This window comes from Candidatus Accumulibacter contiguus (genome assembly GCF_036625285.1).
Taxonomy (GTDB): domain Bacteria; phylum Pseudomonadota; class Gammaproteobacteria; order Burkholderiales; family Rhodocyclaceae; genus Accumulibacter; species Accumulibacter contiguus.
Genome location: NZ_JAZKUC010000001.1, coordinates 535,748 through 559,238, shown reverse-complemented (window position 1 = coordinate 559,238; position 23,491 = coordinate 535,748). Strand labels below are relative to the sequence as shown.

Here is a 23,491-nt window from a genome sequence, read left to right as displayed (position 1 = left end):
TCCGGCTGCATCTTCGTGAAAGCCGGGAGCCGAATCGGCAAGCATCTGATTCCCGTCGGTGCGGAGAGGGTGCAGCCAGAACTTTGCGGGAGGTGAACATGGGCATTCTCGATTGGTTCAAGAACCGGCCGGCGCAATTCGACCCGGATGGTGTCTCCGAGGAAATGGTGCGAGCGGCGGTCGACAAGGCGATCACCTTGACCAACCCGCGTCTGGCGGTGCTGCCTTCCTGCCACCGCCGCCTGACTCCGGCAGTCGAGACGGCCATCGAATTCCTCCGCACCCTGGTACAGGCGCTGCCCAGCGTGCACACCCTGTCGGCGACGATCTGGTCGGCCGATCCGGCCTTGCGGGCCTTCTTTGTCGCGCCGACGGATATCCCGGTGGTGCTCGGGCGATCCGACAATCTGCGCACCCTGTTCAACAAATTCCCCGAACTCGATGAGGCTTGCCTGGTCCTCGGCATGGCGTTCAACGAGCAGCGAACCTTCGGGATGGCGCTGCAAGGGGAGATGGTGCAGCGTGATGTGGTGCAAACCAGCGTCAGCTTCTCGGACCATCGCGCACATCTCTGTGGTCGCGACGAATCCCGCTTGCGGCGTGTCGTGGGGGTACAGGTTTTCGAGTACCTGCTGGCACAGGCCCTGTCGGAGATCGGCGAGGAACGCGTCGAAAGACAGGAACTGGAGGGCAACCGTGCGCTGATCCGGGCACGCCTGCGCCTGCTGCAGCAACAGGGACCGGGCCTCGGTTCAATGTTTGGCTCACAGCCGGCAGCACGTGGTGAGCAAGCCAGGCTGGAGGCAGAATTACTGGACAACGAACGGCAACTGCAAGCCATAGGTGGCGGCGAAACGGCGTTGGAAGCAGAACTCGAATGTCTGCAGGCGGTACTGGAAAACCCTGGCCGCTATCTGCGCGTCGAGCAGAAGCAGTTGCGGCTGACCACGATGAACGTCGTGACCGAGAAAACAAGCAATGAAATGGCCGCCGAGATCGATTTCGCCATCGCGGAGCTGACGGGTGCCCAGAAGGTGCGGCGGGCTTTCGTGCTCGCACGCGTCGCACGCAGCGAGGTGCCGTCCCCGGCAAAGATCAATTTTGACGATGCCGCGCGTTATCTCTGAGGCTTGCCCGGCAGCTTGCGGCGAAGGCATGTGCGCCGCGCCGCGGCTTGCTGGCGCCGTCCACAGCAGGGTGCATTACAAACCAGGACATTGGACGTGTGTTTTCACGTCCGCCATACGCCGAGGAGCGTCAGAATGACTCAAGAGGAACTCCGTGACCAACTGCTTTCGCCAGTCCTGCAATGGACCCGGCTGGGGCGGCAGAGCAGCGAATTGATCGTCGGTTCGCTGGAGGTGATCAGCGAACGCAGCAACGGTCTGCTGCGCGGCGCCATGCGGCGTGACCCGCATGACTGGAACGAAATGGGTCTGATGACCAGGGAGAAGCTGACGGTGCCGATCGAGGCCGCGGTCGCCATGCTCTCGGCGATCCCGAGCCAGGTGCAGCAGTTCGTGAGCGAGAGCACTGCGGCAAGCTCGGCAGTCGCCGGCAGTGCCCTGGCGCTCGCCAGCAGTCGCAGCCCCGCGGAGTTCAGCGCCCGCCAGGCAGCGTTTTGCAGCGCCCTGACCGGTCTCGCGGTGAATTGGTATCAGCTCTGGGGCCGCGCTGGCGCGGTCGTCGAGGAAGGATTGCGGCCGATTCTACGTCAGGTCAAGAGCAACGCGGAACGACTTGGCGACCGCTAGTTTTGGCATTGCCGTCAGCGGGACGGTGGCTTGAGCCGCGCTCCCGCGTACCCGAATCAAACCGCCATCACGATTGCGCCGTAGCTCGCCACGGTGGCGTCGCGCGACAGCAGCCGCATGGGCTCGGCAGTAGCCTGTGCAACGAGAATCCGGTCGAACGGATCGGCATGCCGCGGCGGCAGGGTTTCGACCACGACGGCGTGCCGCCAGGCTACTGGCAGTTCCCGGTAGCCGGCTGCGGCGCACAGCTCGGCAGCACGAGCTCCGCTCACCGGCATTTGGCCGCGCCCAAGTGCGTGCTTGATGGCAATTTCCCAGATCGAAGCGGCACTGACATAGATTTCGTTCCCCGGGTCGGCGATCAGGTCGTGCGCCATGGCACCCAGCCGGGCGGACCCGGTCAGCGCCCACAGGACAATCTGCGTATCGAGCAAGAGTCGCACGATTACTGTCCGCCGAGGAACAACGATGCCACTTCGGCGTTGTGTGTGTCGATGTTCTCGGGTACCTCGAACTCGCCCCGCGCCAGTCCGATGCGACGGGATACATCCTCCTGGATCGGCACGAGGCGCGCCACCGGCTTGCCGTTGCGGGAAATCACGATCTCGTTTTCTGCGCCCGTGGCGATCTGATCGATCAGGCGCGAGAGATGGGTTTTGGCGTCGAACAGGCTGACGGTTTGCATGCGCTTGCTCCAGAAATTGATTTGACTAGTCTAGTCAAACCAGACTAGTCAAACCAGAAAGTTCTGACAAGATCTTTGTAATCTTTCAAAGAGGTGGTTCTGGCGGCATGGACGCCGCCGCTGGTGTTGACACTGACCGGCTGTCCGGACGCTTCAGTCATTGCGGCGGCCGCCGGCGATGGCGCGCAGGAACTCGTTGCGCAACTGCGTCGAGCGCTCGAATTCTCCGCTGAACGACTGGGTGATCACCCGCTCGTCGCCGCGCCGGTCTTCACCGAGCAGCAGACACAACTGCTCGGCTTCGACCACGCAGGCCGCACCTCGTGCCTTGCCGTGCTGCATCAGCGCGTCGGCGATGTCGCGGGTCATCCATTCCTGGTAGGTGAAGCGATGACCAATCGCGTCGACCAGGCGGGCGATGCGGCCAAAGCCGTGCAGGCGACCGCCGGGCAGGTAGGCGACATGCGCGACGCCGCGAAAAGGCACCAGATGGTGCGGGCAGACGCCATGCACGGCAATGCCGCGCACCACCACCAGGTCGCTGCGCAGATCGGCAAAGCCGTCGCCGAGCGCGGTCGCCGGGTCGAGGTCGTAACCGCCGAGCAGGCGGCGCTGCCAGAGTTCGCGGACACGCTGTGGGGTTCGCCCGATGTGCGTGGCGTCCGGAGCAATCCCGCAGGCGGTCAGCAGATCGCCGACCGCGCGCTCGAAAGCGGCCGGGTCGAAGGCCTGCTGGCGCGGGATGCCGATCTCGCTTGCGGATACGGGTGCTGGGTCGTGTTGGCTGCAGTCAGACATGGCATGCTTCCTGTGTGCATGGGGGGAGGGTGATCATACGCCGTGCGTGGCGATGCTGATCGCGATTTCGTTTGCTGCAGCGGGCCATGGAGGCCGTTGATGAGCGATAATGCCGGGCTTGGGTTTCATGACCATTGGGAAGGACACGCATGAAGAGCGTTGATGATTTCCGTCTGCAGTTTGGCAACAAGGAACTGGTGCCGATCGTGATCGGTGGCATGGGTGTCGATATTTCGACCGCCGAACTGGCGCTCGAAGCCGCTCGACTCGGCGGCATCGGACATATTTCCGATGCCATGATCAATACCGTTGCCGATCGGCGCTTCAACGCCAAGTTCGTCAAGGACAAGCTCAGGCAGTACAAATTCAACGTCGCCAATACCGACAAATCGATGGTTCGCTTCGATCTCGGGCAACTCGCCGAGGCGACCCAGATGCACGTCGGCAGGACCATGGAAGCGAAGCGTGGCGAGGGCCTGATTTTCGTCAATTGCATGGAGAAGCTGACCATGAACGCCCCGCGCGAGACGCTGCGTGTGCGCATGGCGGCAGCGCTCGACGCCGGCATCGACGGCATCACGCTCGCCGCCGGCCTGCACCTCGGCTCCTTCGCGCTGATCGAGGAGCATCCACGTTTCCGCGATGCCAAGCTCGGAATCATCGTCTCCTCCCTGCGCGCGCTGCAGCTGTTCCTGCGCAAGACCGCCCGCTGCAAGCGACTTCCCGACTATGTGGTGGTCGAAGGACCGTTGGCCGGAGGACACCTGGGTTTCGGCATGGACTGGGCGAATTACGATCTGGCGACGATCTTCGCCGAGATTCATCACTATCTGCAGAGCGAGCAACTCGATATTCCCCTGATTCCGGCGGGCGGGATCTTTACCGGCAGCGATGCCGTGTCGTTTCTCGAAAGCGGTGCGGCTGCCGTCCAGGTGGCGACGCGCTTTACCGTGTCGAAGGAATGTGGCTTGCCGGAAGACGTCAAGCAACGTTATTTCGAGGCCAGCGAAGACCAGATCGAGGTCAACCAGATTTCCCCGACCGGCTACCCGATGCGCATGTTGAGCAACAGTCCGGCGATCGGCGACGGAATTCGACCCAATTGTGAGGCCTACGGCTATCTTCTCGACAGTACCGGCAATTGTTCGTACATCAGCGCGTACAACCGTGAGGTGGAAGCGAATCCCGGCGTCAAAAAAATAGTGGTCCGCGACAAGACCTGTCTGTGTACGCAAATGCGCAACTTTGATTGCTGGACCTGTGGCCACTATGCGTACCGTCTGAAGGACACTTCCAGGCGCTTGCTGGACGGCAGTTACCAGTTGCTGAGCGCAGAGCACATCTTCCACGATTATCAGTTCAGTACCGACGGCAAGATCGCGGTGCCGGCATAGTGCCGCCGGGTGTTGCGGCAGCCGCCACCGCGAAGGGAGATTGACCGATGCTGAGCTATCGTCACGCTTTCCATGCCGGCAACCACGCCGATGTCCTCAAACATCTGGTGCTGGTGCAATTGACACGCTACCTCGGGAAGAAGGACACCGCCTTCTGGTATGTCGATACGCACGCCGGGGCGGGGTCTTACGCGCTCGATTCCGGGCATGCGGCCAAGCTGGCCGAGTATCGGGACGGTATCGGACGGTTGTGGGGGAGGAAGGATTTGCCGTCGGCCCTGCAGGATTATCTCGGACTGGTGCGCGCAATCAATCCCGATGGCCGCCTGAAAATCTATCCGGGTTCGCCTTCCTTCGCGCTGGCGACGATGCGGGTGCAGGACCGCTCGCGTCTGTTCGAGCTGCACAGTCGGGACGTGCTGCGTCTGCGGGAGAATTTCTCGACTTTCGGAAAACGCGTGATCGTTGAGGAAAGCGACGGATTGGCGGCCCTCAAGGCCTTGTTGCCGCCGCCGCCGCGGCGAGCGCTGGTCCTCATCGACCCGTCATACGAAGAGCGGCGCGATTATGATCGGGTGGTGCATTCGCTCAGAGAATGCCTGTCACGCTTTCCGGAGGGCACCTACCTGCTGTGGTATCCACAACTGACCCGGCTTGAAGCGCACGCTTTGCCGCCGCGCCTGAAGCGCCTGCCGGCAAGCTGCTGGCTGCAGGTCACACTGCGTGTCAGAACGCCAGCCAGCGACGGCTTCGGGATGCACGGCAGCGGTCTGTTCGTGATCAATCCACCATGGACCCTGCAAGCAACCTTGCAGGAAGTGATGCCCTGTCTGGTCGAGCTGCTCGGGCAGGATGCGGAAGCGGCTTACACGCTCGAAAGTCGGGATTCAGCCCGATAGGGGTCTGGATATCCCAGCGCAGCCAGTACCCGGCGCTCCTGGTTTTCCATTTCCCGGGCCTCCTTCTTGCCCGTTTCATGGTCGTAGCCCTGCAGATGCAGCATGCCATGGACGATCAGATGGGCGTAATGGGCTTCGAGCGACTTGCCCTGGGCGCTCGCCTCGATCGCAACGACCGGCGCACAGAGCACGAGATCACCGCAGAGCGAGGGTTCCTGCTGATAGGGAAAGGACAGGACGTTGGTCGCGTAGTCTTTGGACCGGTAGGTACGGTTCAGGCTGCGGCCTTCGTCGGCATCGACAAAGCGTACGGTGATCTGTCCGCCACCGCCGCAAGGGACTGCAGCGGCACGTGCCCAGCGACGAACCTGCGATTTCCTGGGGAGGTCCGGCCAGTCACCGGCGTACTGTACGCTGACCTGCAGCCGCCGCTCACGCTTCGCCATGCCCGGCCGGCGCGGCTGCGTGGGCTTCCAGCGCAGCGGTGTGCGCTTCGTAGGCCGAGACGATGCGCGCCACCAGCGGATGACGCACGACGTCTTCCTTGAGGAACTCGGTGAAGGCGATGCCGCGGACTTCCCTGAGGATCTGGCGGGCCTCGATCAGGCCGCTCTTCTGGCCACGCTGCAGGTCGATCTGGGTGACGTCGCCGGTGACCACTGCCTTGGCGCCGATGCCGATGCGCGTCAGGAACATCTTCATCTGTTCGGGCGTCGTGTTCTGCGCCTCGTCGAGAATGATGAAAGCGTGGTTCAGGGTGCGGCCGCGCATATAGGCCAGCGGTGCAATCTCGATCGCGCCGCGTTCGAACAGCTTGCCGACACGCTCGAAGCCCATCAGATCATAGAGCGCATCGTAGAGCGGTCGCAGATAGGGATCGACCTTCTGTGCAAGGTCACCCGGCAGAAAGCCGAGGCGCTCGCCGGCCTCGACTGCCGGACGGGTGAGCACGATGCGCTGCACCAGTTCGCGTTCGAAGGCGTCGACCGCCGAAGCGACGGCAAGATAGGTTTTGCCGGTACCAGCCGGGCCGGTGCCGAAGGTGATGTCGTGTTCCTGGATGTGCTTCAGATATTCGATCTGGCGTGGTGTGCGGCCGTGCAGCTCGGTCTTGCGGGTCAGCAGCGCCGGCGCCAGGCCGCCGCCCGACGCGATGTGGCGTACCGGTCGGTTGAGCAGTTCGATCAGGCCGAGCTGGATGTCATCGACCGACAAGGTGTCCTTGGCCTGCGCATAGAATTGTTGCAGCGCCTCGGAGGCGCGCGCCCGCTGTCCGGCTTCGCCGCGCAGTGTAAAACGTTCGCCGCGGCGGGCAATCGAAACGTCGAGGGCGGTCTCGATCTGGCGCAGATTCTCGTCGAGGGCGCCGCACAGATTGGCCAGTTGCTTGTTGTTGACTGGCGACAGCAGCAGTTCGGTGGCCCGGCTTTTCGGCGGCGAGTGGTATGCAGCAGCCTGTTCGGAAGCGTGTGTGTTGATCATGCGGTTTCCCCGACGATCTCGCCGCGCAGCGAGTGCGGCATGGCGGAAGTGATGCGGACATTGAGGAAGCGGTCGAGGAGGGGCGTGTTTCCGCCAGCCTCACCGGCAAAATTGACGACGCGGTTATTGTCGGTACGCCCCGCCAGTTCCCGGCAGTCCTTCTTCGACACGCCTTCGACCAGCACCCGCTGGACGCTGCCGACCATCGCTGCCGAAACCGCCTGCGCCAGTTCGTCGATGCGCTTCTGCAGGCGCAGCAGACGTTCGAGCTTGAGCGATTGCGGCGTATCGTCGGCAAGCTCGGCCGCTGGCGTCCCTGGGCGTGCGCTGTAGAGAAACGAGAACGATGCGTCGAAACCGACCTCGTCGATCAGTTTCATCGTTTTCTCGAAATCGTCGGCGGTTTCGCCCGGAAAACCGACAATGAAGTCCGAGGACAGCGAGAGATCAGGACGCGCAGCGCGCAGCCTGCGCACCAGGCTCTTGTACTCGAGCGCCGTGTAGCCGCGCTTCATCGCCGCCAGGACCCGATCGGATCCCGATTGCACCGGCAGATGCAGGTGCGAGACGAGCTTTGGCACCCGGGCATAGGCGTCGATCAGCCGTGCCGACATCTCGCGGGGATGCGATGTGGTGTAGCGAATGCGCTCGATGCCCGGAATTTCGGCGATGTATTCGATCAGCAAGGCGAGGTCGGCCGCCTCATCACCGGCGAGTGCCTGCCCGCTGCCCAGCATGGCGCCGCGATAGGCGTTGACATTCTGCCCGAGCAGGGTCACCTCCTGGACGCCCTGCGCGGCCAGCCCGGCGACTTCGGTGAGGACATCGTCGAAAGGCCGCGACACCTCTTCGCCGCGCGTGTAAGGCACGATGCAGAACGAACAGAACTTGCTGCAGCCCTCCATGATCGAGACAAAAGCCGAAGCGCCTTCGACCCGCGCTGGCGGCAGATGGTCGAACTTCTCGATTTCCGGGAAGGAGATATCGACCTGCGACTTGCCCAGGCGACGCCGGTCGGCAATCAACTGCGGCAGCCGATGCAGGGTCTGCGGTCCGAAAACCACATCCACATAAGGTGCGCGGGCGACGATCGCCGCGCCTTCCTGGCTCGCTACACAGCCGCCGACACCGATCACCAGATCGGGATTGGCGAGTTTCAGCAGGCGTACCCGACCGAGGTCATGAAAAACGCGCTCCTGCGCTTTCTCACGTATCGAGCAGGTGTTGAAGAGGATGATGTCGGCGTCGTCGGGCGTATCGGTGTGGACGATGTCTTCGGATGCAGCGAGCACGTCGGCCATCTTGTCCGAATCGTACTCGTTCATCTGGCACCCGAAGGTGCGGATGAAGAGTTTTTTGGCCATGTTTACTATGTTTTATTGATTGATTCGTTAATGTGAAAGTCGCGTCAGCGACTCACGAATCTCCCCTCTCCACTCGCGGGAGAGGGGTGGGGGAGAGGGTAACGGTCATGTCTTCCATGATCGGAGGCGCCTGGAAAAGTCATGACCGTTAGCGCGATCGCGACACCGAGGCTTCGCTCGGCGTCAGCATCCAGACGCGATAGATTGCGCCGGAAGCGTCGGTGAGATAGACGACCTCGACGGGATCCTGAATCTGTATCGGCAAAACCAGCAGGTTCTGCCGATTACGAAACTGCGCCGTCGGAGCGAGCGGCCATTGCTGGCCACTGATGGTCAGAAAACCATCTCCGGTCGGTGGCTGCAAGACCCCTTGCCTGGCCGCTTCAGGTAGTGTCCGCGCCATGGCCATCGGTTCATGCAGCAATCGCGGGTCAGGGGAGGGCGCCAGTGCGGCTTCGGCGATGGCGCTGAGAATGCTGTACAGGAGTGTTGCAGGAAGATCCATCGGCGCATTATAGACAAGCCCAGGCCACGCTGTCAGCGGATCTTGTACAAAACGCCGCTGCCTGGCTTGTTCCGGGCCGTAGGCGTGTCCCCTTGCAGTACAATCACACTTTTGCCGTAGTTACAATCTCTGAGAAAGGACGTCGCTGTGCTGGAATCCTATCGTGCCCATGTTGCCGAACGCGCTGCGCTCGGCATTCCGCCGCTGCCGCTGACTGCCAAGCAGACCGAGGAACTCATCGGACTGCTGAAGAACCCGCCACAGGGCGAAGAAGCAGCTCTCGTCGAGTTGATCACCTACCGCGTGCCGGCCGGCGTCGATGATGCCGCCAAGGTCAAGGCCGAATTCCTGGCGCGGGTCGCCAAGGGTGCAGAGTCCTGCGCGCTGATCTCGGCGGAAAAGGCCACCGAACTGCTCGGCACGATGCTGGGTGGCTACAACGTCAAGCCGCTGATCGACCTGCTCTCCGGTCCCACCGGAACGATCGCCGCGGCAGCCTTGAAGAAGACACTGCTGGTCTTCGATTTTTTCCATGATGTCAAGGAACTTGCCGGGCAAGGCAATGCGAACGCCAAGTCCGTGCTGCAGAGCTGGGCCGACGCCGAATGGTTCACCTCACGCCCCGAAGTGCCGGCTGCGCAAAAACTCACCGTCTTCAAGGTCACCGGCGAAACCAACACCGACGACCTGTCGCCGGCGCCGGACGCCTGGTCGCGTCCCGACATTCCGCTGCATGCGCTGGCGATGCTCAAGAACCCGCGTCCCGGAATCGACCCCGACAAGGCTGGCGAGCGCGGTCCGATCAAGCAGATTGAAGCACTTGCCAGCAAAGGCCATCTGATCGCCTATGTCGGCGATGTCGTCGGTACCGGTTCGTCGCGCAAGTCGGCGACCAATTCGGTGCTGTGGTTCACCGGCGAAGACATCCCCTACGTCCCGAACAAGCGTTTCGGTGGCGTCTGCCTGGGCTCCAAGATCGCGCCGATCTTCTTCAACACCATGGAAGACGCTGGTGCGCTGCCGGTCGAAATCGACGTCGGCCAGATGGACATGGGCGACGAGATCGAACTCAGAATCGACGCCGCCACATCGAAGGTCACCGCCTTGAAGAACGGTGCCGTGATCGCGGAATCACAACTGAAGACGCCGGTGATTCTCGACGAAGTGCGCGCTGGTGGCCGCATTCCGCTGATCATCGGGCGCGGCCTGACGATGCGTGCGCGTGAAGCGCTCGGCCTGCCGGCATCGACATTGTTCTGCCTGCCGCAGAATCCGGCCGATCCGGGCAAGGGCTACTCGCTGGCGCAGAAGATGGTTGGACGCGCCTGCGGTCTGCCCGAAGGCAAGGGCGTGCTGCCCGGCACCTACTGCGAACCGCGGATGACCACCGTCGGCTCGCAGGACACCACGGGCCCGATGACCCGCGATGAATTGAAGGATCTCGCCTGCCTCGGTTTTTCGGCGGACATGGTGATGCAGTCGTTCTGCCACACTGCTGCCTATCCGAAGCTGGTCGATGTCAAGATGCACCGCGAGCTGCCGAGCTTCATCAGCACACGTGGCGGCGTTGCCCTGCGTCCGGGCGACGGCGTCATCCACTCCTGGCTCAACCGCCTGCTGCTGCCCGACACCGTCGGCACCGGCGGCGATTCGCACACGCGTTTCCCGATCGGTATCTCGTTCCCGGCCGGTTCGGGCCTGGTCGCTTTCGCCGCTGCCACCGGCGTGATGCCGCTCGACATGCCGGAATCGGTGCTGGTGCGCTTCAAGGGCTCGCTCGCCGAAGCCGGCCAGCGCGGCGTGACGCTGCGTGACCTGGTCAACGCGATTCCCTACTATGCGATCCAGGCCGGTCTCCTGACGGTCGAGAAGAAGGGCAAGAAGAACATCTTCTCGGGGCGCATCCTGGAAATCGAAGGGCTGCCGGATCTCAAGGTCGAGCAGGCTTTCGAACTCTCCGACGCCGCCGCCGAGCGTTCGGCCGCGGCCTGCGCGGTGTCGCTGAACAAGGAACCGATCATCGAGTATATGCGTTCGAACATCACGCTGATGAAGTGGATGATCGCCAACGGCTACTCGGATGCGCGCAGCCTCGGTCGCCGCATCAAGGCGATGGAAGCATGGATCGCCAACCCCGAACTGCTCAGGGCCGACGCCGACGCACAGTACGCCGCGGTGATCGAGATCGACCTGGCCGAGGTCACCGAGCCGCTGGTCGCCTGTCCGAACGATCCGGACGACGTCAAGCTGCTCTCCGCGGTCTCCGGTACCAAGATCGACGAAGTCTTCATTGGTTCGTGCATGACCAACATTGGCCATTTCCGCGCTGCCGGCAAGGTCCTCGAAGGCCGGACCGACATCCCGACGCGGCTGTGGATCGCGCCGCCGACCAAGATGGACGCGATGATTCTCAACGAGGAAGGCTATTACGCGATCCTCGGCAAGTCCGGCGCGCGCATGGAAATGCCCGGCTGTTCGCTGTGCATGGGCAACCAGGCGCAGATCAGGAAAGGCAGTACCGCGATGTCCACCTCGACGCGCAACTTCCCGAACCGTCTCGGCATCGACACCAACGTCTTCCTGGGATCCGCCGAACTCGCCGCCGTCTGCGCGCTGATGGGCCGAATCCCGACGCCGGCCGAGTACCTCGAGCAGGTACAGACGGTCAACACCAAGGCCGCGGACGTCTATCGCTACATGAACTTCGACCAGATCAAGGAGTTCAGTGACGTGGCGGATACGGTGACGGTGTAAGCTTTCCCGGTCGCGTAGTACCACTCAACGGCCCGCCAGGCTTCGCCTGCGCGGGCCGTTGTACGAGATGGTCCAGCCGTTCCTATTTGCCGTTCAGTTCTCCCTATCCTGCAGGGTCGACTGCGCCATGGCCCTGACCACCGGACGAAGCTCCAGCCACCATTGTTCCTTGGGGCGAAAGTGAATCCAATCGACCATTTCAGACATTCTGCCCAGCGGGAAGAGCGTCACCTTGCCTTCGACGAGGCCAATGAACGCGCCGTCCGCCGAGCCGCTTGCCAGTTGTCCGCTCAGGAAGTTGATGCAATGCGCGGCCAGTCTGGTCCCCAGAATGCGATCGTACGGCGAAGGGTTACCACCTTGCTGGAAATGGCCCAAAACAGAGCGACGCACATCAAACAGGCCACGACCTTCCTCCTCGAACAGCGCGCACATGAAGTCGGTCGTGTATTGCGGGTTGGCTCGCTCGTTGCGGATGGTCAGATAGAGCCGTCGGCCAGCGTGGAAGGCTTTGACCATACGCTCGACCTCGGCTTGCAGGTCTTTCAGCGTGACCCCTTCCTCGTGCAGATAGACGCGCTCCGCGCCACCGGCGAGACCGCTCATCAGCGCCAGGTAGCCACAATAGCGCCCCATGGTTTCCACCACGAAACAACGCTTCGCGGCCATCGCCGATTGTTTGACGCGATCCAGAGCGGTGACAATGGCGTTGAGCGCACTATCCGCGCCAACGCTGAGTTCCGAGCCGGGCAAGTTGTTATCGATCGTCGCCGGCAGGCAGATCATCGGGATCTTGAAGGCTGGATAGCGGTCGCGTTCGCTGTGCAGTTGATAGGCTGCCTTGTAGGCCATCCAGCCGCCGATGATCAGCAGGCCTTCGATCCGATGGGTTTCAATGGCACGAGCAACGGCGTACAGTTCCTCGATGCCGGGAATATGGCGATTGGTGCCCAGTTCACAACCCCCCAGGCCGGCCCACCCTTCAACATCGCCCCAGGTCAGTTCCTCGATTCGGCCGGCAAGCAATCCCTCGAAACTGCCACGCACTCCCAGTAGTGTATGGCCGCGGTCCAGGCCGAAGCGCACCGCGGCGCGCACGGCAGAATTCATTCCCGGCGCTAGTCCGCCCGCATGAATGATCGCCAGGCGGCGGGGCTGGCTTGGCGTGGTGACACTCGGTGACGCCTCGGCAATTGCCCTGAAAACTTCGAACATCTCGGTAAAACTGCCGCCACGCAATTCCATTGCCGTGGAGTACTCCTGTTCGGCAATCTTCTGCGCAACGGCACGGGTCTGCTCAACGCACTGCATCAAGGGCACCCGCTGAATGCGGTTACAGCGAATGCCGATCAGTTGCGGTTCACTTTCCGGTGTTGCAGACAGCACCTCCTGAACGGCGGCATGACCGAGCAGGGTGCTCATCCAGCGGTCGAAGCTGCTCGGGGTTCCGCCACGCTGCACATGTCCAAGAATGGTCACCCGGGCATCCTCACCGAGTCGCTCTTCCAGAACCTGCCGCACATAGTCGCAACTGATGGGATTGCCGGCACGGTCCTGGGCGCCTTCGGCGACCACGACAATGCTGTCGCGACGACCAGCGGCGCGCCCGTTGCGCAACAAGCCGCACATCTGTTCCTCCCAGCCATTGGGCGGAGGATTTTCGGGGATGAGCACGTAGTCGGCACCGCCGGCGATGGCGCTCATCAAGGCCAGATAGCCACAGTGTCTGCCCATGACCTCGACTACGAAACTGCGCTGATGACTGGCGGCGGTGCTGGCGATGGCGTCGATCGCTTCAGTGATCCGATACAGGGCGGAGTCGGCACCGATCGTCATGTCGGTCCCGACCATATCATTGTCAATCGATCCGACCAGGCCGGCAATCATCAGTGCCGGATGCTGGCAGGCCGTCTGCTCATCGATCTGTCCGTTTTGCACCAGTTCCGCCACCAGTCCGGGCCATTCCCGGCGAAAGGTGTCCGCGCCGCTCAGGCTACCGTCACCACCGATGATGACCAGCCGGTCGATACCGTGCTGGAGCAGGTTGTGGGCGGCGCGCAGGCGCCCGGCGCGTTCGCGGAAGGCTGCGCAGCGAGCCGTGCCGATGATCGTGCCGCCGCGATGCAGGATACTGCCCACATCATCCCAGAACTGTGGCCGGATGCGCTCGCCGCCGTCCACCATACCTTGATAACCTTCGTAAATGGCGTACACCACGGCACCCTGATGCAGCGCCGTGCGGACCACTGCGCGTACTGCCGCGTTCATGCCTTGGGCATCACCGCCGCTGGTGAGGACGCCGATACTCAGGGGGGGACTTTTGTTGTTCATATTCATGTGGGCAATCTCGAGAAGGAAAGGAGGGTCATTGGTGCCGGGAGGAGTATAGGTGGCCCTGTCGACAGCGGTCAATCCGGGTTCCTTGCCGGGGTGGGAATCAAAGTGGTCAAGCGCAACGGACTCCAGACTCCACGACCAGCCAGCGGTTAGCGCCACCAGGCGACTCCCTCGCATCAGGCACACCAGACCGCGATTCCCCGCTGGAGACGGGGGCGCCCAAGAATCGTCAAATACTGTTGGCAACAAATCCTTTTCTGTATTAAGCTTATATCCAAACATCATTTCCCTCCTTCGGTCGATCAACGATTTGACAAAGTCATCTTGCCGGACCGAAGCGGCGGCTGCCCAGCCGCCCGAATTACAGCAGTCGAAGGACTGGATCCGGCAATGCATAGACATGAGTGATGACCAAGTCCTGAAAAACAGCGAGGCATTCGGGAAGTTGGAGCGGGGTGCCGACGGCTGCGTGCTTCGGTGGCACCCTCTGATTGATCACATGATCGACGTGGCGGCCTGCTTTCATCGCCTGGCGCATTGTCGCTCGATCCGGCGTGCAATGGAAAGGAGCGCAGGGCGCCAACTCACATCGCAGGATATTTCCCGTTTGGCGGTGCTGGCCTTCCTGCATGACGTTGGCAAGGCGAATAGCGGATTCCAGGCCAAGCGCTGGAAAGATAAGCGAGATATTCCGAGATACTGGCCGCTTCACGCCGGGCATGGGGTCGAAGGACTAAAACTTTTCAACCCCGACAACCGGCTCGACGGTCTGATGATGCTGCTACCTGTCGAGCACATGTCGCTTTGGGGGGATGCCTGCTATCGCTTGCTGGTGGCAAGCATCAGCCACCATGGCCGACCGTTGGTGGATGGCCCGGCTGACTGGAGTCGAAGTATCTGGAAAGCGGTTCCCAACGCGTACGATCCTGCTGTTTCCCTGAAAGAAATCGGTTGCTACGCTCGATACCTTTATCCGCTGGCTTTCGAGGCTGACGGGGAGGACTTGCCCGGTGCATCGGCGTTCGGGCATTTGTTCGCCGGCCTGGTCCAACTGGCTGACTGGCTGGGATCGGACACCCGCTTCTTCGAGTATTCCGGTCCGGGCGAGGCAAGGGCGGTGAGTGCACCGAAACTGGCGGACGATGCGATTACCACCCTCGGCCTGAACGCCGAAGACTGGCGCGAGCGACTCACCGCGACCGAGCCTGACTTTGCCAGAACCTTTGAAGGGTTCCCTCCACATCCCATTCAGGCAGCCATGGGCGACGAGAGTCTTGGGCCACTGGTGATCCTTGAATCGGAAACCGGCAGCGGCAAGACCGAGGCCGCGCTCTGGCGATATCTGCGGCTCTTTCGCGCAGGAGAAGTGGATAGCCTCTACTTTGCCCTGCCGACACGTGTCGCCGCGAGCCAACTCTACAAACGCGTGCAGGACACTCTTGATCGCCTATGGCCGGAGAATCCGCCGCTGGCCTTGCGCGCCTTGCCCGGCTACGTCGCTGCCGATGGCCAGGAAGCCAGGGCGCTGCCCGATTTCAAGGTGCTGTGGGCCGACAACCCGGACGATCAGGCGGCCCCGCAACGCTGGGCCGGCGAGAACGCCAAGCGTTTTCTCGCTGCTCCGGTTGCCGTCGGCACCATCGACCAGGCACTGCTTGGCGCCCTGCAAGTTCCCCATGCCCACCTGCGCCATGCCACCCTGGCGCGCAGCCTGCTGGTGGTCGATGAAGTGCACGCTTCCGATGCCTACATGACGGTTCTGCTCGAACAGTTGCTGAAGGCACACCTGAACTGCGGCGGACATGCCGTATTGCTCTCCGCGACGCTGGGCTCCAGCGCGCGCAGCCGTTATCTCCGATTGACTCCGCAAGGCCGGACCTCCTCGCTGCCCCCGGTGATGCCTTTCGACGTTGCGTGCAATGTGCCTTATCCGGCGATTTCGGATAGCCACAGCCCGCGCCGGGTAGCGAGAACAGGGCAGTCCAAGCCCGTGCGCTGGAGCACGCGCGACATCATCGACTCCCCCGAGCAGATTGCCGAACTGGCGCTGGCGGCTGCCGCTCAGGGAGCCAAGGTGCTGATCGTTCGCAACACCGTACCTGCCGCAATCGCCACCCTCGCGGCATTGGAAGCACAGGTGCCCGACCCCGCGTGGTTGTTCCAGGTGAATGGCGTGGTCACGCTGCATCACAGCCGTTTCAGCCGCCAGGACAGGCCGCTGCTCGATGCCGAGATCGAACTGCGCCTAGGCAAGGAGCGGCCAAGTGGCGCCCTGATCGTTGTCGGGACGCAGACGCTCGAACAGAGCCTGGACATCGACGCCGATTTCCTGATCACCGACCTTTGCCCGATGGACGTGCTGCTGCAGCGTGTCGGTCGTCTGCATCGCCACGCCAACGAGCGCCCAGCGACTTATCGCATCGCACAGGTTGTGATTCTGACACCAGCAGGGAATGACCTGGCGCCACTGTTGGACCACGCGAAAAACGGGCTCGGGCGCCACCGGAACGGCGGCGGTGTGTATGACGACCTGCGCATCCTCGAAGCGACGCATCGCCTGCTGGCCGACAAGCCGGAAGTGAACATCCCCGACGACAACCGCTATCTGGTGGAAGCAGCGACGCATCCAGCGCGGCTTGAAGCCTTGCAGACCGAACTCGGCGAGGCGTGGCAAAGCCTCGCGGCAAAGCTCGAAGGAGATACCAGTGCGGAAAATACCATCGCTCATCTGCATACGCTGAACGTGGAAAAGGAATTTGGCGAAGAGGAATTTCCCACAGGCGTTCAAGTCGGCACCCGGCTCGGCGCGCAGGACCGGGTGGTGCACTTTGACTTGCAACAACCCGGCCCCTTTGGCGAACCGCTCAAGTCATTGCCCATCCGCCACCACCTGCTGCCCAAGGACTTGCCGCTGGATGCCGAACCCACCGCAGTCGCACACCAGCAAGACTGCGCCACTTTTCGACTGGGCGAAGCCCTTTTTCGCTACAGCCGCCTGGGGCTTGAACGCCTCAAGGATCAATAATCCGTTGCCGGAGATTGCCCGTGACCCTCCTCTATAACCTGCTCGATGAACCCCTGATCCGAACCCGGCTGGTCGCTGATGGGCAGCCCCGGTCCTTCAGCCTGCCCGGCCTGTTCGTTGCGCTCGGGCAGGACGCGATAAGGGACTTCCCCGCCTTGCGCCCGCATCAACGCCACCCTTGGCACGCCTTTCTTGTGCAACTGGCGGCGATCGCCCTGCACCGTGCCGGGCGAAGCGAGCTTTTCGATAGCGAGGCGACCTGGAAACAGGCTCTCCTGGATCTCACGCCCGAACATCCGGATGGTGCAGCCTGGTGCCTGATTACGCCGCACGACCGACCCGCGTTCATGCAGGCGCCGGTGCCGGGAGCGAATGTCGATGGCTGGTCGAGCGACCGCCCTACGCCTGACAGCCTGGATGTGCTGGTGACCTCAAAAAACCACGACTTGAAGCAGGGACGTATGCGGGCGGCTGGCCAGGACGACTGGGCGTTTAGTCTGATAAGCCTGCAAACCCAAGCACCTTACCCGGGCTCCGGGAATTTCGGCATTGCCCGGATGAATGGTGGCTCCTCCAGCCGACCAGGGCTGGGTGTCGATCCGTATGGGTATATTGGAAGAAGGTGGCGTCGAGATGTTCTGGTTGGTTTGGGACAAACATCGTTCGGACGTGCTTACCATCGGTTACAAAGAAAACTTGGGTTTTGCTTTGCTTTGGCTGTTGCCTTGGGATGGCGAGAGCGGGTTGTCGTTTTCTCAGCTTGATCCTTATTTTATCGAGGTCTGCCGCAGAGTGCGTTTGGTACAAACCGCGGATGGGATATCTGCGTTAAGGGCCACCACAAAGGGGCCAAGAATATACAAAGACGAGGCAAAGGCTCGCAAAGGATATACGGGAGATCTATGGACCCCGGTTCATGTGGCTGAGGGCAAATCTCTCGGTGTATCAGTAAGTGGATTCAGCTACGAACGAATGGCGGAACTTGCGTTTGGCTCCGACTACAAGAAGCCTCCGGCGCAGGTCGTTTATCATTCAGACACTGGACCGCGATTGGAGCTTGTCGCCCAAGCCATCGCTGGTGGGCAGAGTACCACTGACGGTTATCACGAGCGACGGATACTGCTATCGCCGACCGTCCGGAAGTTGATGCTTCAAGGGCAGAGTAACCACCTCGCAACAACTGCCAAAGAACGCGTTCATGCAGTCGGGCAACTTGCGTTCTTGCTGAGAAACGCGATAAAGACGTTGTTGGATGGCGGCAAATCCAGAGCTGACCCAAAAGGCATTCCGGAGAGCATCAGCAAGAAAGCTTCGTTGCTAGCGGCGCCATTCGAGCAAGCCGAAGACGCCCGTTTTTTCATCGCCCTGAACGAAGAAATGGAGTCCGAGCAACCCGACAACGAGCGCCTGCAATGGTTGTTGTCGATGGCCGATGCTGCCGAAGCCATCCTGAAACACGCATTCACCGCCGGACCCCAGTGCGGCGAGCAGCGCTACCGCGCTCAGACCGCAGCCTTATCCCGATTCCACGGTGGTTTGCGGAACCCCAAGACGCTGCCAGACCTGGCCAACTACCTTCGCCAACGATCCATTGACAAGGAACTTCCATGAGCACCCATGATGCCGGTCCGCCGGAGCAGCCCCCGCTTGCTGAAAACTTATCCCCAAAGCAGGAAAGCCCGATTTCCAGACTGGCGAGAATCATTACCAAGGCTGCCCGTTTCAAGGGCGATGCGCATGGACTGGACAACGGCGAGCATGCCGCCTTGGCACGCCTCGACCCCGACGCCGAGTTTCGCCCCCATCAAATCGCTGCCCTGTCGCGTGCGCTGGTCTATGCCGATCTCGCACCCGAAAATTGGCAAGCCGATACCTGGCGTCGTTGGGCGATGATTGCCCACGGAATGGCATTGGCCGGCCACGATGGCAGCCGGCGCCTGGGGCAGCAACTCAGCGCGGCGGGGGTTTCCGAGTCGCGCGTCACCAAGTTGCTGACTGCGCGCGGTGATGCTTTCCGGCAACTCGTTCCGCGTTTGCTGCGACTGCTGGCCAGCAAGGAGGGGCAGTCGCCCAACTGGTTTGATCTCGGCAATTTGATCCTCAGCCAGGGGCGCGATGAACAAGCAGCCGAAGCCATCCGCCTGAGAATCGCCGGCAGTTTCTTCTCTGCCGAAGCCAAGAAACCCAAACACTGATTCACTCACTGGAGCCTGACCATGTCGACCCCGCGTTTCATCCAGATTCATACCCTGCACACCTACCCGGCCGCACTGCTCAATCGTGACGATGCAGGACTTGCCAAACGATTACCATTGGGCAACGCCGTCCGTACCCGCATCTCTTCGCAGTGCCTGAAGCGACATTGGCGGGTAGTGGAAGACCAGTTCGCCCTGTCTCGTCTGGACGTACCGATGGCGATTCGCTCGCGTGGCACGCTCGAATTGATCAGAAAACGGATTCAGGAAAGCGGTGTTTCGGCGGTCATGGCTCAGGCCGCAGCCGAAGCCATGCGGGATGCTGGTCTACTGAACAAGGGAGGCAAGGAAAAGAAGGGGGAAGATGCTTTGAAAACCGGCCAGGCAGTCTTGCTGGGCAAGCCTGAAATCGACTATCTCGTCCAACGGTGCGTCGAACTTGCGAGTGGTAATGTGGACGAAAAAATGCTCAAGGAAACGATTGCCCTATGGCTGAAGGGCAAAGACGAAAAGAAAAATATCGAGGCCATGAAGCACGGTAGTGGCCTCGAATCCGCCTTGTTCGGTCGCATGGTGACGTCCGACGTGTTGACCAGTCGCGAGGCGGCCGTCTACGTCGCGCATGCTTTCACCGTCCACCAGGCACAGGTGGAAAACGACTATTTCACGGTGGTGGACGATCTGTTGCAGGACGCCGGGGAACTGGGGTCGGCCGGCATCTTCGACACCGAACTCGCCTCCGGTCTGTACTACGGCTATGTCGTGGTCGATGTGCCGCAACTCGTCCAGAACCTGGAGGGCGAGGATTTCAAGGATTGCTTTGCCTCGGGCACCCCAGCCGAGCGTCGCGCTCTTGCCGGGCGGGTCGTACAGCATTTGCTGCACCTGATCGCCACGGTCAGCCCCGGCGCCAAGCGCGGCTCCACCGCGCCTTTCGACTGGGCCAAGTTCATGCTGATTGAAGCCGGCGACTGGCAGCCCCGTAGTCTGGCCGGCGCCTTCCATGATGCGCTGCCGCTCGATGGAAAGGAGGGCACCATTCGCCAGCGGACCATCGATCGGCTGACCAGGGAAATCGGCGCCATGGACGACGCGTATGGAGCGCCCTTGTCACGCCGTTTTCTTGCCGTTGACCAGGAGGTGCAAGTCCCCGGCGCCGAGCGGCTGAACCTGGGCCATCTGGCGGATTGGGTAAAGGAAATCATCGAACAAGGGGCGTGCTGAAATGCCTCGTCATCTCTTGATGCGTCTGGAGGCACCGTTGATGGCCTTTGGCGGCGAGACCATCGACAACTACGGTGTGATTCGCGACTTTCCCGCGCTGTCCATGGTCACGGGTCTGTTGGCAAATGCCCTGGGCTATCGGCGGGAAGAAAGCGAATTGCACGATCGTTTACAGGCCCGTTTGCTGGTGGGCGCACGCCTGGATCGTGAGATTCAGCGTCTGACCGATTTTCAGACCGCGCAACTGAGCAAGGATGACAAGGGCTGGACAACCTGGGGAATGGCCGAGGAACGTCGCGGAGGGGCAGAGTCCTACAAGTCGCCTCATCTGCGCTACCGCGACTACCACGCCAGCCTGAATGTCCTCGTCGCCCTGCGCCTTGAGCCTGCTGCCGAATCCCCGACGCTTGATGATCTGGCACAGGCCCTCGACCATCCTGCCCGCCCGCTTTTCATTGGCCGCAAGAGCTGCCTGCCCAGCCGGCGCGTCTTCGCTGGCTGGCACGAAGCCGAGAACGTGCTCGCTGCCTTGCAAACGGCGCAATTGCCCGACAAGGCCAGGCACCTGCGGATGCAGTGGCCGGATGGCGAGGGCACCCTTGCCGGCGACCGCCCTCTGGATCTGTGCGACGAGCGCAACTGGAGGAGCGGCGTCCATGGCGGTTGGCGGCCAGTGCGCGAAGGCAGCTTCGCTTTGCCGGGATCGCCGACATGAGCTTGCAGCTATTGCGTCTGCAGCCGGACCCCACGGCCTTGGCTCCCTGGGCGACTCGCCATCGGCTGCTGTCGCCGGATGGCGATTACGGCTATGCCTTGCATGCCTTGCTCAGCGCAGCTTTTGGCGACCTGGCGCCAAAGCCGTTCCATTATCTGGGCGGGCGGCAAGGTCTGCTGGCTTACACCTCGGCCGACCTGGGGATGCTGCGCATGAATGCCAGCCTCGCACCGCCGGACGTAGCTCGGGCGCTGGGGTTGAATCATCTGGATGCCCGCCCGTTTCCTAACGCCTGGCGGGCAGGGCAGTGTCTGGGTTTCGAGGCACGGATTCGTCCGGTGGTGCGCGGCAAGGATGGGCGAGAGAGGGATGCCTATCTGCATGCCGTGGAGGGCACGGTCGACACCGGACAAATCGCTGGCAACGGCAGCATTGCCCAGCGCACCGTCATCTACAAAGACTGGCTGGAGAAGCAGTTTGGGCTTGATGGCGCAGCGCAGATTGTTGAAGCCCACCTCGACTCCTTCCGGCTCACGCGTGTCCTGCGTAAAGCGGGAAGCAGCGACAACGGCAAGCGGAAAACGACCAACAACGCCGGGCCGGATGTCGTTTTCAAGGGTCACTTGCAGGTCGGAGACGCGCCAGCTTTCAACCGTCTGCTGGAAAGAGGGGTCGGCCGGCACCGGGCTTTCGGTTTTGGCATGTTGCTACTCAGGCCCGCCGGGTCATGCTGAAGGGACGACTCGGTCTGGAAACGGCCCGTGTTCCGCATGCCGACCGGCACGGCCTGATCTGGCTGGAGCGCGGAGAACTCTGCGTCATCGATGGCTGCCTGCATTTCATGGCTGGCAAGGACTCGCTGACTCCCTACATCCTGCAGGTGCCGCATCAGGCCGTGTCGATGATCCTGCTCGGGCCGGGAAGCAGCGTCACCCACGATGCGCTTCGCTTGCTCGCGCGCCATGGAACCCTGATGGCCGCAGTGGGGCAGGATGGAGTGCGAACCTACACCGCGCCACCGTTGTTGCCCGATCGCTCGGACGTGGCCAGGCGTCAGGCGGAACTTTGGGGTAACCCGCGCCGACGCATCAGCATTGCTCGGCACATGTACGCGCTGCGTCTGGGAGAAGTTCTGCCGCACCGCGATCTGGATACCTTGCGTGGGATCGAAGGTGCCAGGGTCAAGGCGATCTATCGCCTGATGGCCGAAAAATACGGCATCCCCTGGGAAGGAAGGCACTACGACCGGGGCGACCCCGGAGCGGCGGACATGCCGAATCAGGGAATCAATCACGCGGCCACGGCCGTGCAGGGAGCCGCAGCCATCGCCGTGCAGGCGCTGGCGGCGATTCCTCAACTCGGCTTCATCCATGAGGATTCAGGGCAGGCGTTCGTGCTCGACATCGCCGACCTCTTCAGGGAAACGGTGACCCTTCCAATCGCCTTCACGGCAGCAAAGAAATCCATCAATGGCGACGAAACCACCATCGATCGCCTTGTTCGCCGCGAGGCGTCCACCGTGTTTCGCAAACAGGATGTCATCGCCAGCATGATCGACAAGATCAAGCTGGTGCTACGGACGGAGGAAAACGATGGCACTGGTAGTCATAGTGACGCGTGATGTGGCATACCGATACCGTGGCTTCCTGGCGTCAGTGATGCTGGAAGTCGCGCCAACCGTCTACATCTCGCCGCGTATGAGCCCGGCAGTCAGGGGGCGCGTATGGGACACCTTGTCGGACTGGTATTCTGCAGAACCGCAGGGTAGCGTCGTCGTCGTATGGCGGGATCTGAATGAAACCGGTGGCGTCGGAATCAAGACGCTGGGGGAGCCGCCGAAGGAACTTGTCGAGGTTGACGGCCTGTGGCTGGTGAGGCGAATGGTATAAAACGATTTTTAACAACGTGAATCGAAGTTATTATTTCTTCCTGTGGTTCATAGGGTTACCTACAAGAGTTTCCCCCGCGCCAGCGGGGATAGGCCTGGGCGGCAACCTGCTTGGCCACCCCGGCCGCCGTTTCCCCCGCGCCAGCGGGGATAGGCCCTGGCTGCTGACGGGGGAAGGGCCGATGCTCCTGTTTCCCCCGCGCCAGCGGGGATAGGCCCTCGCGGCGTAGGCCGCTTCAAAGGGGGAATTCGTTTCCCCCGCGCCAGCGGGGATAGGCCCTCGGTAGCGGAAGTCAAAGACGCTGTTCTGGTGTTTCCCCCGCGCCAGCGGGGATAGGCCCACGCATAGGTGAGGCAATGGCTTTGATCGGAGGTTTCCCCCGCGCCAGCGGGGATAGGCCCATCGGCACCGTGGTCTGGATGTGCTCCTCATGGTTTCCCCCGCGCCAGCGGGGATAGGCCCTATCGTTAC

Annotated in this window: 21 protein-coding genes and 1 CRISPR repeat array (1 of these 22 only partly in view); of the genes, 13 read left to right on the top strand and 8 right to left on the bottom strand. The window is 62.0% G+C overall.

The features are described 5' to 3' along the window. The first annotated feature begins 98 nt into the window (after window positions 1-98). Both V5B59_RS02685 and V5B59_RS02680 read left to right on the top strand, forming a co-directional pair. Window positions 99-1,127 carry a hypothetical protein gene (locus tag V5B59_RS02685; protein WP_034912848.1) on the top strand — a complete coding sequence of 343 codons (1,029 nt, stop codon included), beginning with the start codon at window positions 99-101 and terminating at the stop codon, window positions 1,125-1,127. A 135-nt stretch (window positions 1,128-1,262) separates the two neighbouring features. Beyond that, window positions 1,263-1,754: a hypothetical protein gene (locus tag V5B59_RS02680; protein ID WP_034912850.1), complete on the top strand. Its 492-nt coding sequence runs from the start codon at window positions 1,263-1,265 to the stop codon at window positions 1,752-1,754. Window positions 1,755-1,810: 56 nt separating this feature from the next. Here the strand turns inward: V5B59_RS02680 and V5B59_RS02675 are convergent, their stop codons facing one another. From V5B59_RS02675 to folE, 3 genes are all read right to left on the bottom strand, one after another. Then, complete coding sequence (locus tag V5B59_RS02675) at window positions 1,811-2,197, bottom strand: type II toxin-antitoxin system VapC family toxin (RefSeq protein ID WP_308240133.1); 387 nt, start codon at window positions 2,195-2,197, stop codon at window positions 1,811-1,813. 2 nt (window positions 2,198-2,199) lie between these two features. Continuing rightward, complete coding sequence (locus tag V5B59_RS02670; RefSeq protein WP_034912855.1) at window positions 2,200-2,439, bottom strand: type II toxin-antitoxin system Phd/YefM family antitoxin; 240 nt, start codon at window positions 2,437-2,439, stop codon at window positions 2,200-2,202. Window positions 2,440-2,592: 153 nt separating this feature from the next. Next, on the bottom strand, window positions 2,593-3,237 hold the full coding sequence (folE, locus tag V5B59_RS02665) for a GTP cyclohydrolase I FolE (RefSeq protein WP_169070668.1): 645 nt from the start codon (window positions 3,235-3,237) through the stop codon (window positions 2,593-2,595). 149 nt (window positions 3,238-3,386) lie between these two features. Here folE and V5B59_RS02660 point away from each other — a divergent pair, with 149 nt between their 5' ends. Beyond that, window positions 3,387-4,631, top strand: coding sequence for a nitronate monooxygenase (locus V5B59_RS02660; protein ID WP_288132052.1), 1,245 nt, complete (start codon window positions 3,387-3,389; stop codon window positions 4,629-4,631). A 47-nt stretch (window positions 4,632-4,678) separates the two neighbouring features. Further along, window positions 4,679-5,530, top strand: coding sequence for a 23S rRNA (adenine(2030)-N(6))-methyltransferase RlmJ (locus tag V5B59_RS02655; RefSeq protein ID WP_034915053.1), 852 nt, complete (start codon window positions 4,679-4,681; stop codon window positions 5,528-5,530). On the opposite strand, the gene ybeY is transcribed toward V5B59_RS02655, so the two are convergent. The 4 genes from ybeY to V5B59_RS02635 all read right to left on the bottom strand — a co-directional run bounded on the left by ybeY (window position 5,497) and on the right by V5B59_RS02635 (window position 8,881). Continuing rightward, window positions 5,497-5,976, bottom strand: coding sequence for an rRNA maturation RNase YbeY (gene ybeY / locus V5B59_RS02650; RefSeq protein WP_034915056.1), 480 nt, complete (start codon window positions 5,974-5,976; stop codon window positions 5,497-5,499). The genes V5B59_RS02655 and ybeY overlap by 34 nt on opposite strands. Then, a complete protein-coding gene (locus V5B59_RS02645; protein ID WP_169070667.1) occupies window positions 5,963-7,012 on the bottom strand; it encodes a PhoH family protein in 1,050 nt (349 codons plus the stop codon). The genes ybeY and V5B59_RS02645 overlap by 14 nt, the downstream gene beginning before the upstream one ends. After that, a complete protein-coding gene (gene miaB / locus V5B59_RS02640) occupies window positions 7,009-8,376 on the bottom strand; it encodes a tRNA (N6-isopentenyl adenosine(37)-C2)-methylthiotransferase MiaB (RefSeq protein ID WP_332351551.1) in 1,368 nt (455 codons plus the stop codon). The genes V5B59_RS02645 and miaB overlap by 4 nt, the downstream gene beginning before the upstream one ends. A 148-nt stretch (window positions 8,377-8,524) precedes the next feature. Next, entirely contained in the window at window positions 8,525-8,881 is a 357-nt protein-coding gene (locus V5B59_RS02635; RefSeq protein ID WP_034913394.1) for a hypothetical protein, read from the bottom strand. 147 nt (window positions 8,882-9,028) lie between these two features. Between V5B59_RS02635 and V5B59_RS02630 the strand changes: the two genes are divergently transcribed. Beyond that, entirely contained in the window at window positions 9,029-11,635 is a 2,607-nt protein-coding gene (locus tag V5B59_RS02630; RefSeq protein WP_169070665.1) for a bifunctional aconitate hydratase 2/2-methylisocitrate dehydratase, read from the top strand. Between the two features lie 93 nt (window positions 11,636-11,728). On the opposite strand, the gene V5B59_RS02625 is transcribed toward V5B59_RS02630, so the two are convergent. Beyond that, window positions 11,729-13,972, bottom strand: coding sequence for a 6-phosphofructokinase (locus V5B59_RS02625; RefSeq protein WP_332352163.1), 2,244 nt, complete (start codon window positions 13,970-13,972; stop codon window positions 11,729-11,731). 400 nt (window positions 13,973-14,372) lie between these two features. Between V5B59_RS02625 and cas3 the strand changes: the two genes are divergently transcribed. The 8 genes from cas3 to cas2e all read left to right on the top strand — a co-directional run bounded on the left by cas3 (window position 14,373) and on the right by cas2e (window position 23,020). After that, entirely contained in the window at window positions 14,373-16,997 is a 2,625-nt protein-coding gene (gene cas3 / locus V5B59_RS02620; protein WP_169070663.1) for a CRISPR-associated helicase Cas3', read from the top strand. Between the two features lie 633 nt (window positions 16,998-17,630). Further along, the gene (locus V5B59_RS02615) at window positions 17,631-18,608 is read left to right on the top strand and encodes a hypothetical protein (protein ID WP_332351550.1); all 978 of its coding nucleotides are present in this window, start codon (window positions 17,631-17,633) and stop codon (window positions 18,606-18,608) included. Then, a complete protein-coding gene (casB, locus tag V5B59_RS02610) occupies window positions 18,605-19,192 on the top strand; it encodes a type I-E CRISPR-associated protein Cse2/CasB (protein ID WP_169070661.1) in 588 nt (195 codons plus the stop codon). Before V5B59_RS02615 ends, casB begins: the two co-directional genes overlap by 4 nt. A 21-nt stretch (window positions 19,193-19,213) precedes the next feature. Continuing rightward, window positions 19,214-20,416, top strand: a complete 1,203-nt coding sequence (gene cas7e, locus V5B59_RS02605) for a type I-E CRISPR-associated protein Cas7/Cse4/CasC (protein ID WP_332351549.1) — start codon at window positions 19,214-19,216, stop codon at window positions 20,414-20,416. Window position 20,417: 1 nt separating this feature from the next. Beyond that, window positions 20,418-21,131: a type I-E CRISPR-associated protein Cas5/CasD gene (gene cas5e / locus V5B59_RS02600; RefSeq protein ID WP_169070660.1), complete on the top strand. Its 714-nt coding sequence runs from the start codon at window positions 20,418-20,420 to the stop codon at window positions 21,129-21,131. Then, on the top strand, window positions 21,128-21,865 hold the full coding sequence (gene cas6e / locus V5B59_RS02595; protein WP_169070659.1) for a type I-E CRISPR-associated protein Cas6/Cse3/CasE: 738 nt from the start codon (window positions 21,128-21,130) through the stop codon (window positions 21,863-21,865). The genes cas5e and cas6e overlap by 4 nt, the downstream gene beginning before the upstream one ends. Continuing rightward, a complete protein-coding gene (gene cas1e, locus V5B59_RS02590) occupies window positions 21,859-22,752 on the top strand; it encodes a type I-E CRISPR-associated endonuclease Cas1e (RefSeq protein ID WP_169070658.1) in 894 nt (297 codons plus the stop codon). The genes cas6e and cas1e overlap by 7 nt, the downstream gene beginning before the upstream one ends. Next, the gene (gene cas2e / locus V5B59_RS02585) at window positions 22,724-23,020 is read left to right on the top strand and encodes a type I-E CRISPR-associated endoribonuclease Cas2e (protein WP_332351548.1); all 297 of its coding nucleotides are present in this window, start codon (window positions 22,724-22,726) and stop codon (window positions 23,018-23,020) included. Before cas1e ends, cas2e begins: the two co-directional genes overlap by 29 nt. Before the next feature lie 67 nt (window positions 23,021-23,087). After that, window positions 23,088-23,491: a CRISPR direct-repeat array (repeat unit 28 nt; unit sequence GTTTCCCCCGCGCCAGCGGGGATAGGCC); it runs 661 nt beyond the window's last position.

Bases quoted from the DNA above. Each gene is read 5' to 3' on its own strand.
- V5B59_RS02645 (WP_169070667.1), bottom strand. From the start codon at position 7,012: ATGATCAACACACACGCTTCCGAACAGGCTGCTGCATACCACTCGCCG.
- cas3 (WP_169070663.1), top strand. From the start codon at position 14,373: ATGAGTGATGACCAAGTCCTGAAAAACAGCGAGGCATTCGGGAAGTTG.
- V5B59_RS02625 (WP_332352163.1), bottom strand. From the start codon at position 13,972: ATGAATATGAACAACAAAAGTCCCCCCCTGAGTATCGGCGTCCTCACC.
- V5B59_RS02680 (WP_034912850.1), top strand. From the start codon at position 1,263: ATGACTCAAGAGGAACTCCGTGACCAACTGCTTTCGCCAGTCCTGCAA.
- cas7e (WP_332351549.1), top strand. From the start codon at position 19,214: ATGTCGACCCCGCGTTTCATCCAGATTCATACCCTGCACACCTACCCG.
- V5B59_RS02655 (WP_034915053.1), top strand. From the start codon at position 4,679: ATGCTGAGCTATCGTCACGCTTTCCATGCCGGCAACCACGCCGATGTC.
- V5B59_RS02635 (WP_034913394.1), bottom strand. From the start codon at position 8,881: ATGGATCTTCCTGCAACACTCCTGTACAGCATTCTCAGCGCCATCGCC.
- folE (WP_169070668.1), bottom strand. From the start codon at position 3,237: ATGTCTGACTGCAGCCAACACGACCCAGCACCCGTATCCGCAAGCGAG.
- cas1e (WP_169070658.1), top strand. From the start codon at position 21,859: ATGCTGAAGGGACGACTCGGTCTGGAAACGGCCCGTGTTCCGCATGCC.
- V5B59_RS02615 (WP_332351550.1), top strand. From the start codon at position 17,631: ATGTTCTGGTTGGTTTGGGACAAACATCGTTCGGACGTGCTTACCATC.
- V5B59_RS02670 (WP_034912855.1), bottom strand. From the start codon at position 2,439: ATGCAAACCGTCAGCCTGTTCGACGCCAAAACCCATCTCTCGCGCCTG.
- V5B59_RS02685 (WP_034912848.1), top strand. From the start codon at position 99: ATGGGCATTCTCGATTGGTTCAAGAACCGGCCGGCGCAATTCGACCCG.
- V5B59_RS02660 (WP_288132052.1), top strand. From the start codon at position 3,387: ATGAAGAGCGTTGATGATTTCCGTCTGCAGTTTGGCAACAAGGAACTG.
- cas2e (WP_332351548.1), top strand. From the start codon at position 22,724: ATGGCACTGGTAGTCATAGTGACGCGTGATGTGGCATACCGATACCGT.
- casB (WP_169070661.1), top strand. From the start codon at position 18,605: ATGAGCACCCATGATGCCGGTCCGCCGGAGCAGCCCCCGCTTGCTGAA.
- ybeY (WP_034915056.1), bottom strand. From the start codon at position 5,976: ATGGCGAAGCGTGAGCGGCGGCTGCAGGTCAGCGTACAGTACGCCGGT.
- cas5e (WP_169070660.1), top strand. From the start codon at position 20,418: ATGCCTCGTCATCTCTTGATGCGTCTGGAGGCACCGTTGATGGCCTTT.
- miaB (WP_332351551.1), bottom strand. From the start codon at position 8,376: ATGGCCAAAAAACTCTTCATCCGCACCTTCGGGTGCCAGATGAACGAG.
- cas6e (WP_169070659.1), top strand. From the start codon at position 21,128: ATGAGCTTGCAGCTATTGCGTCTGCAGCCGGACCCCACGGCCTTGGCT.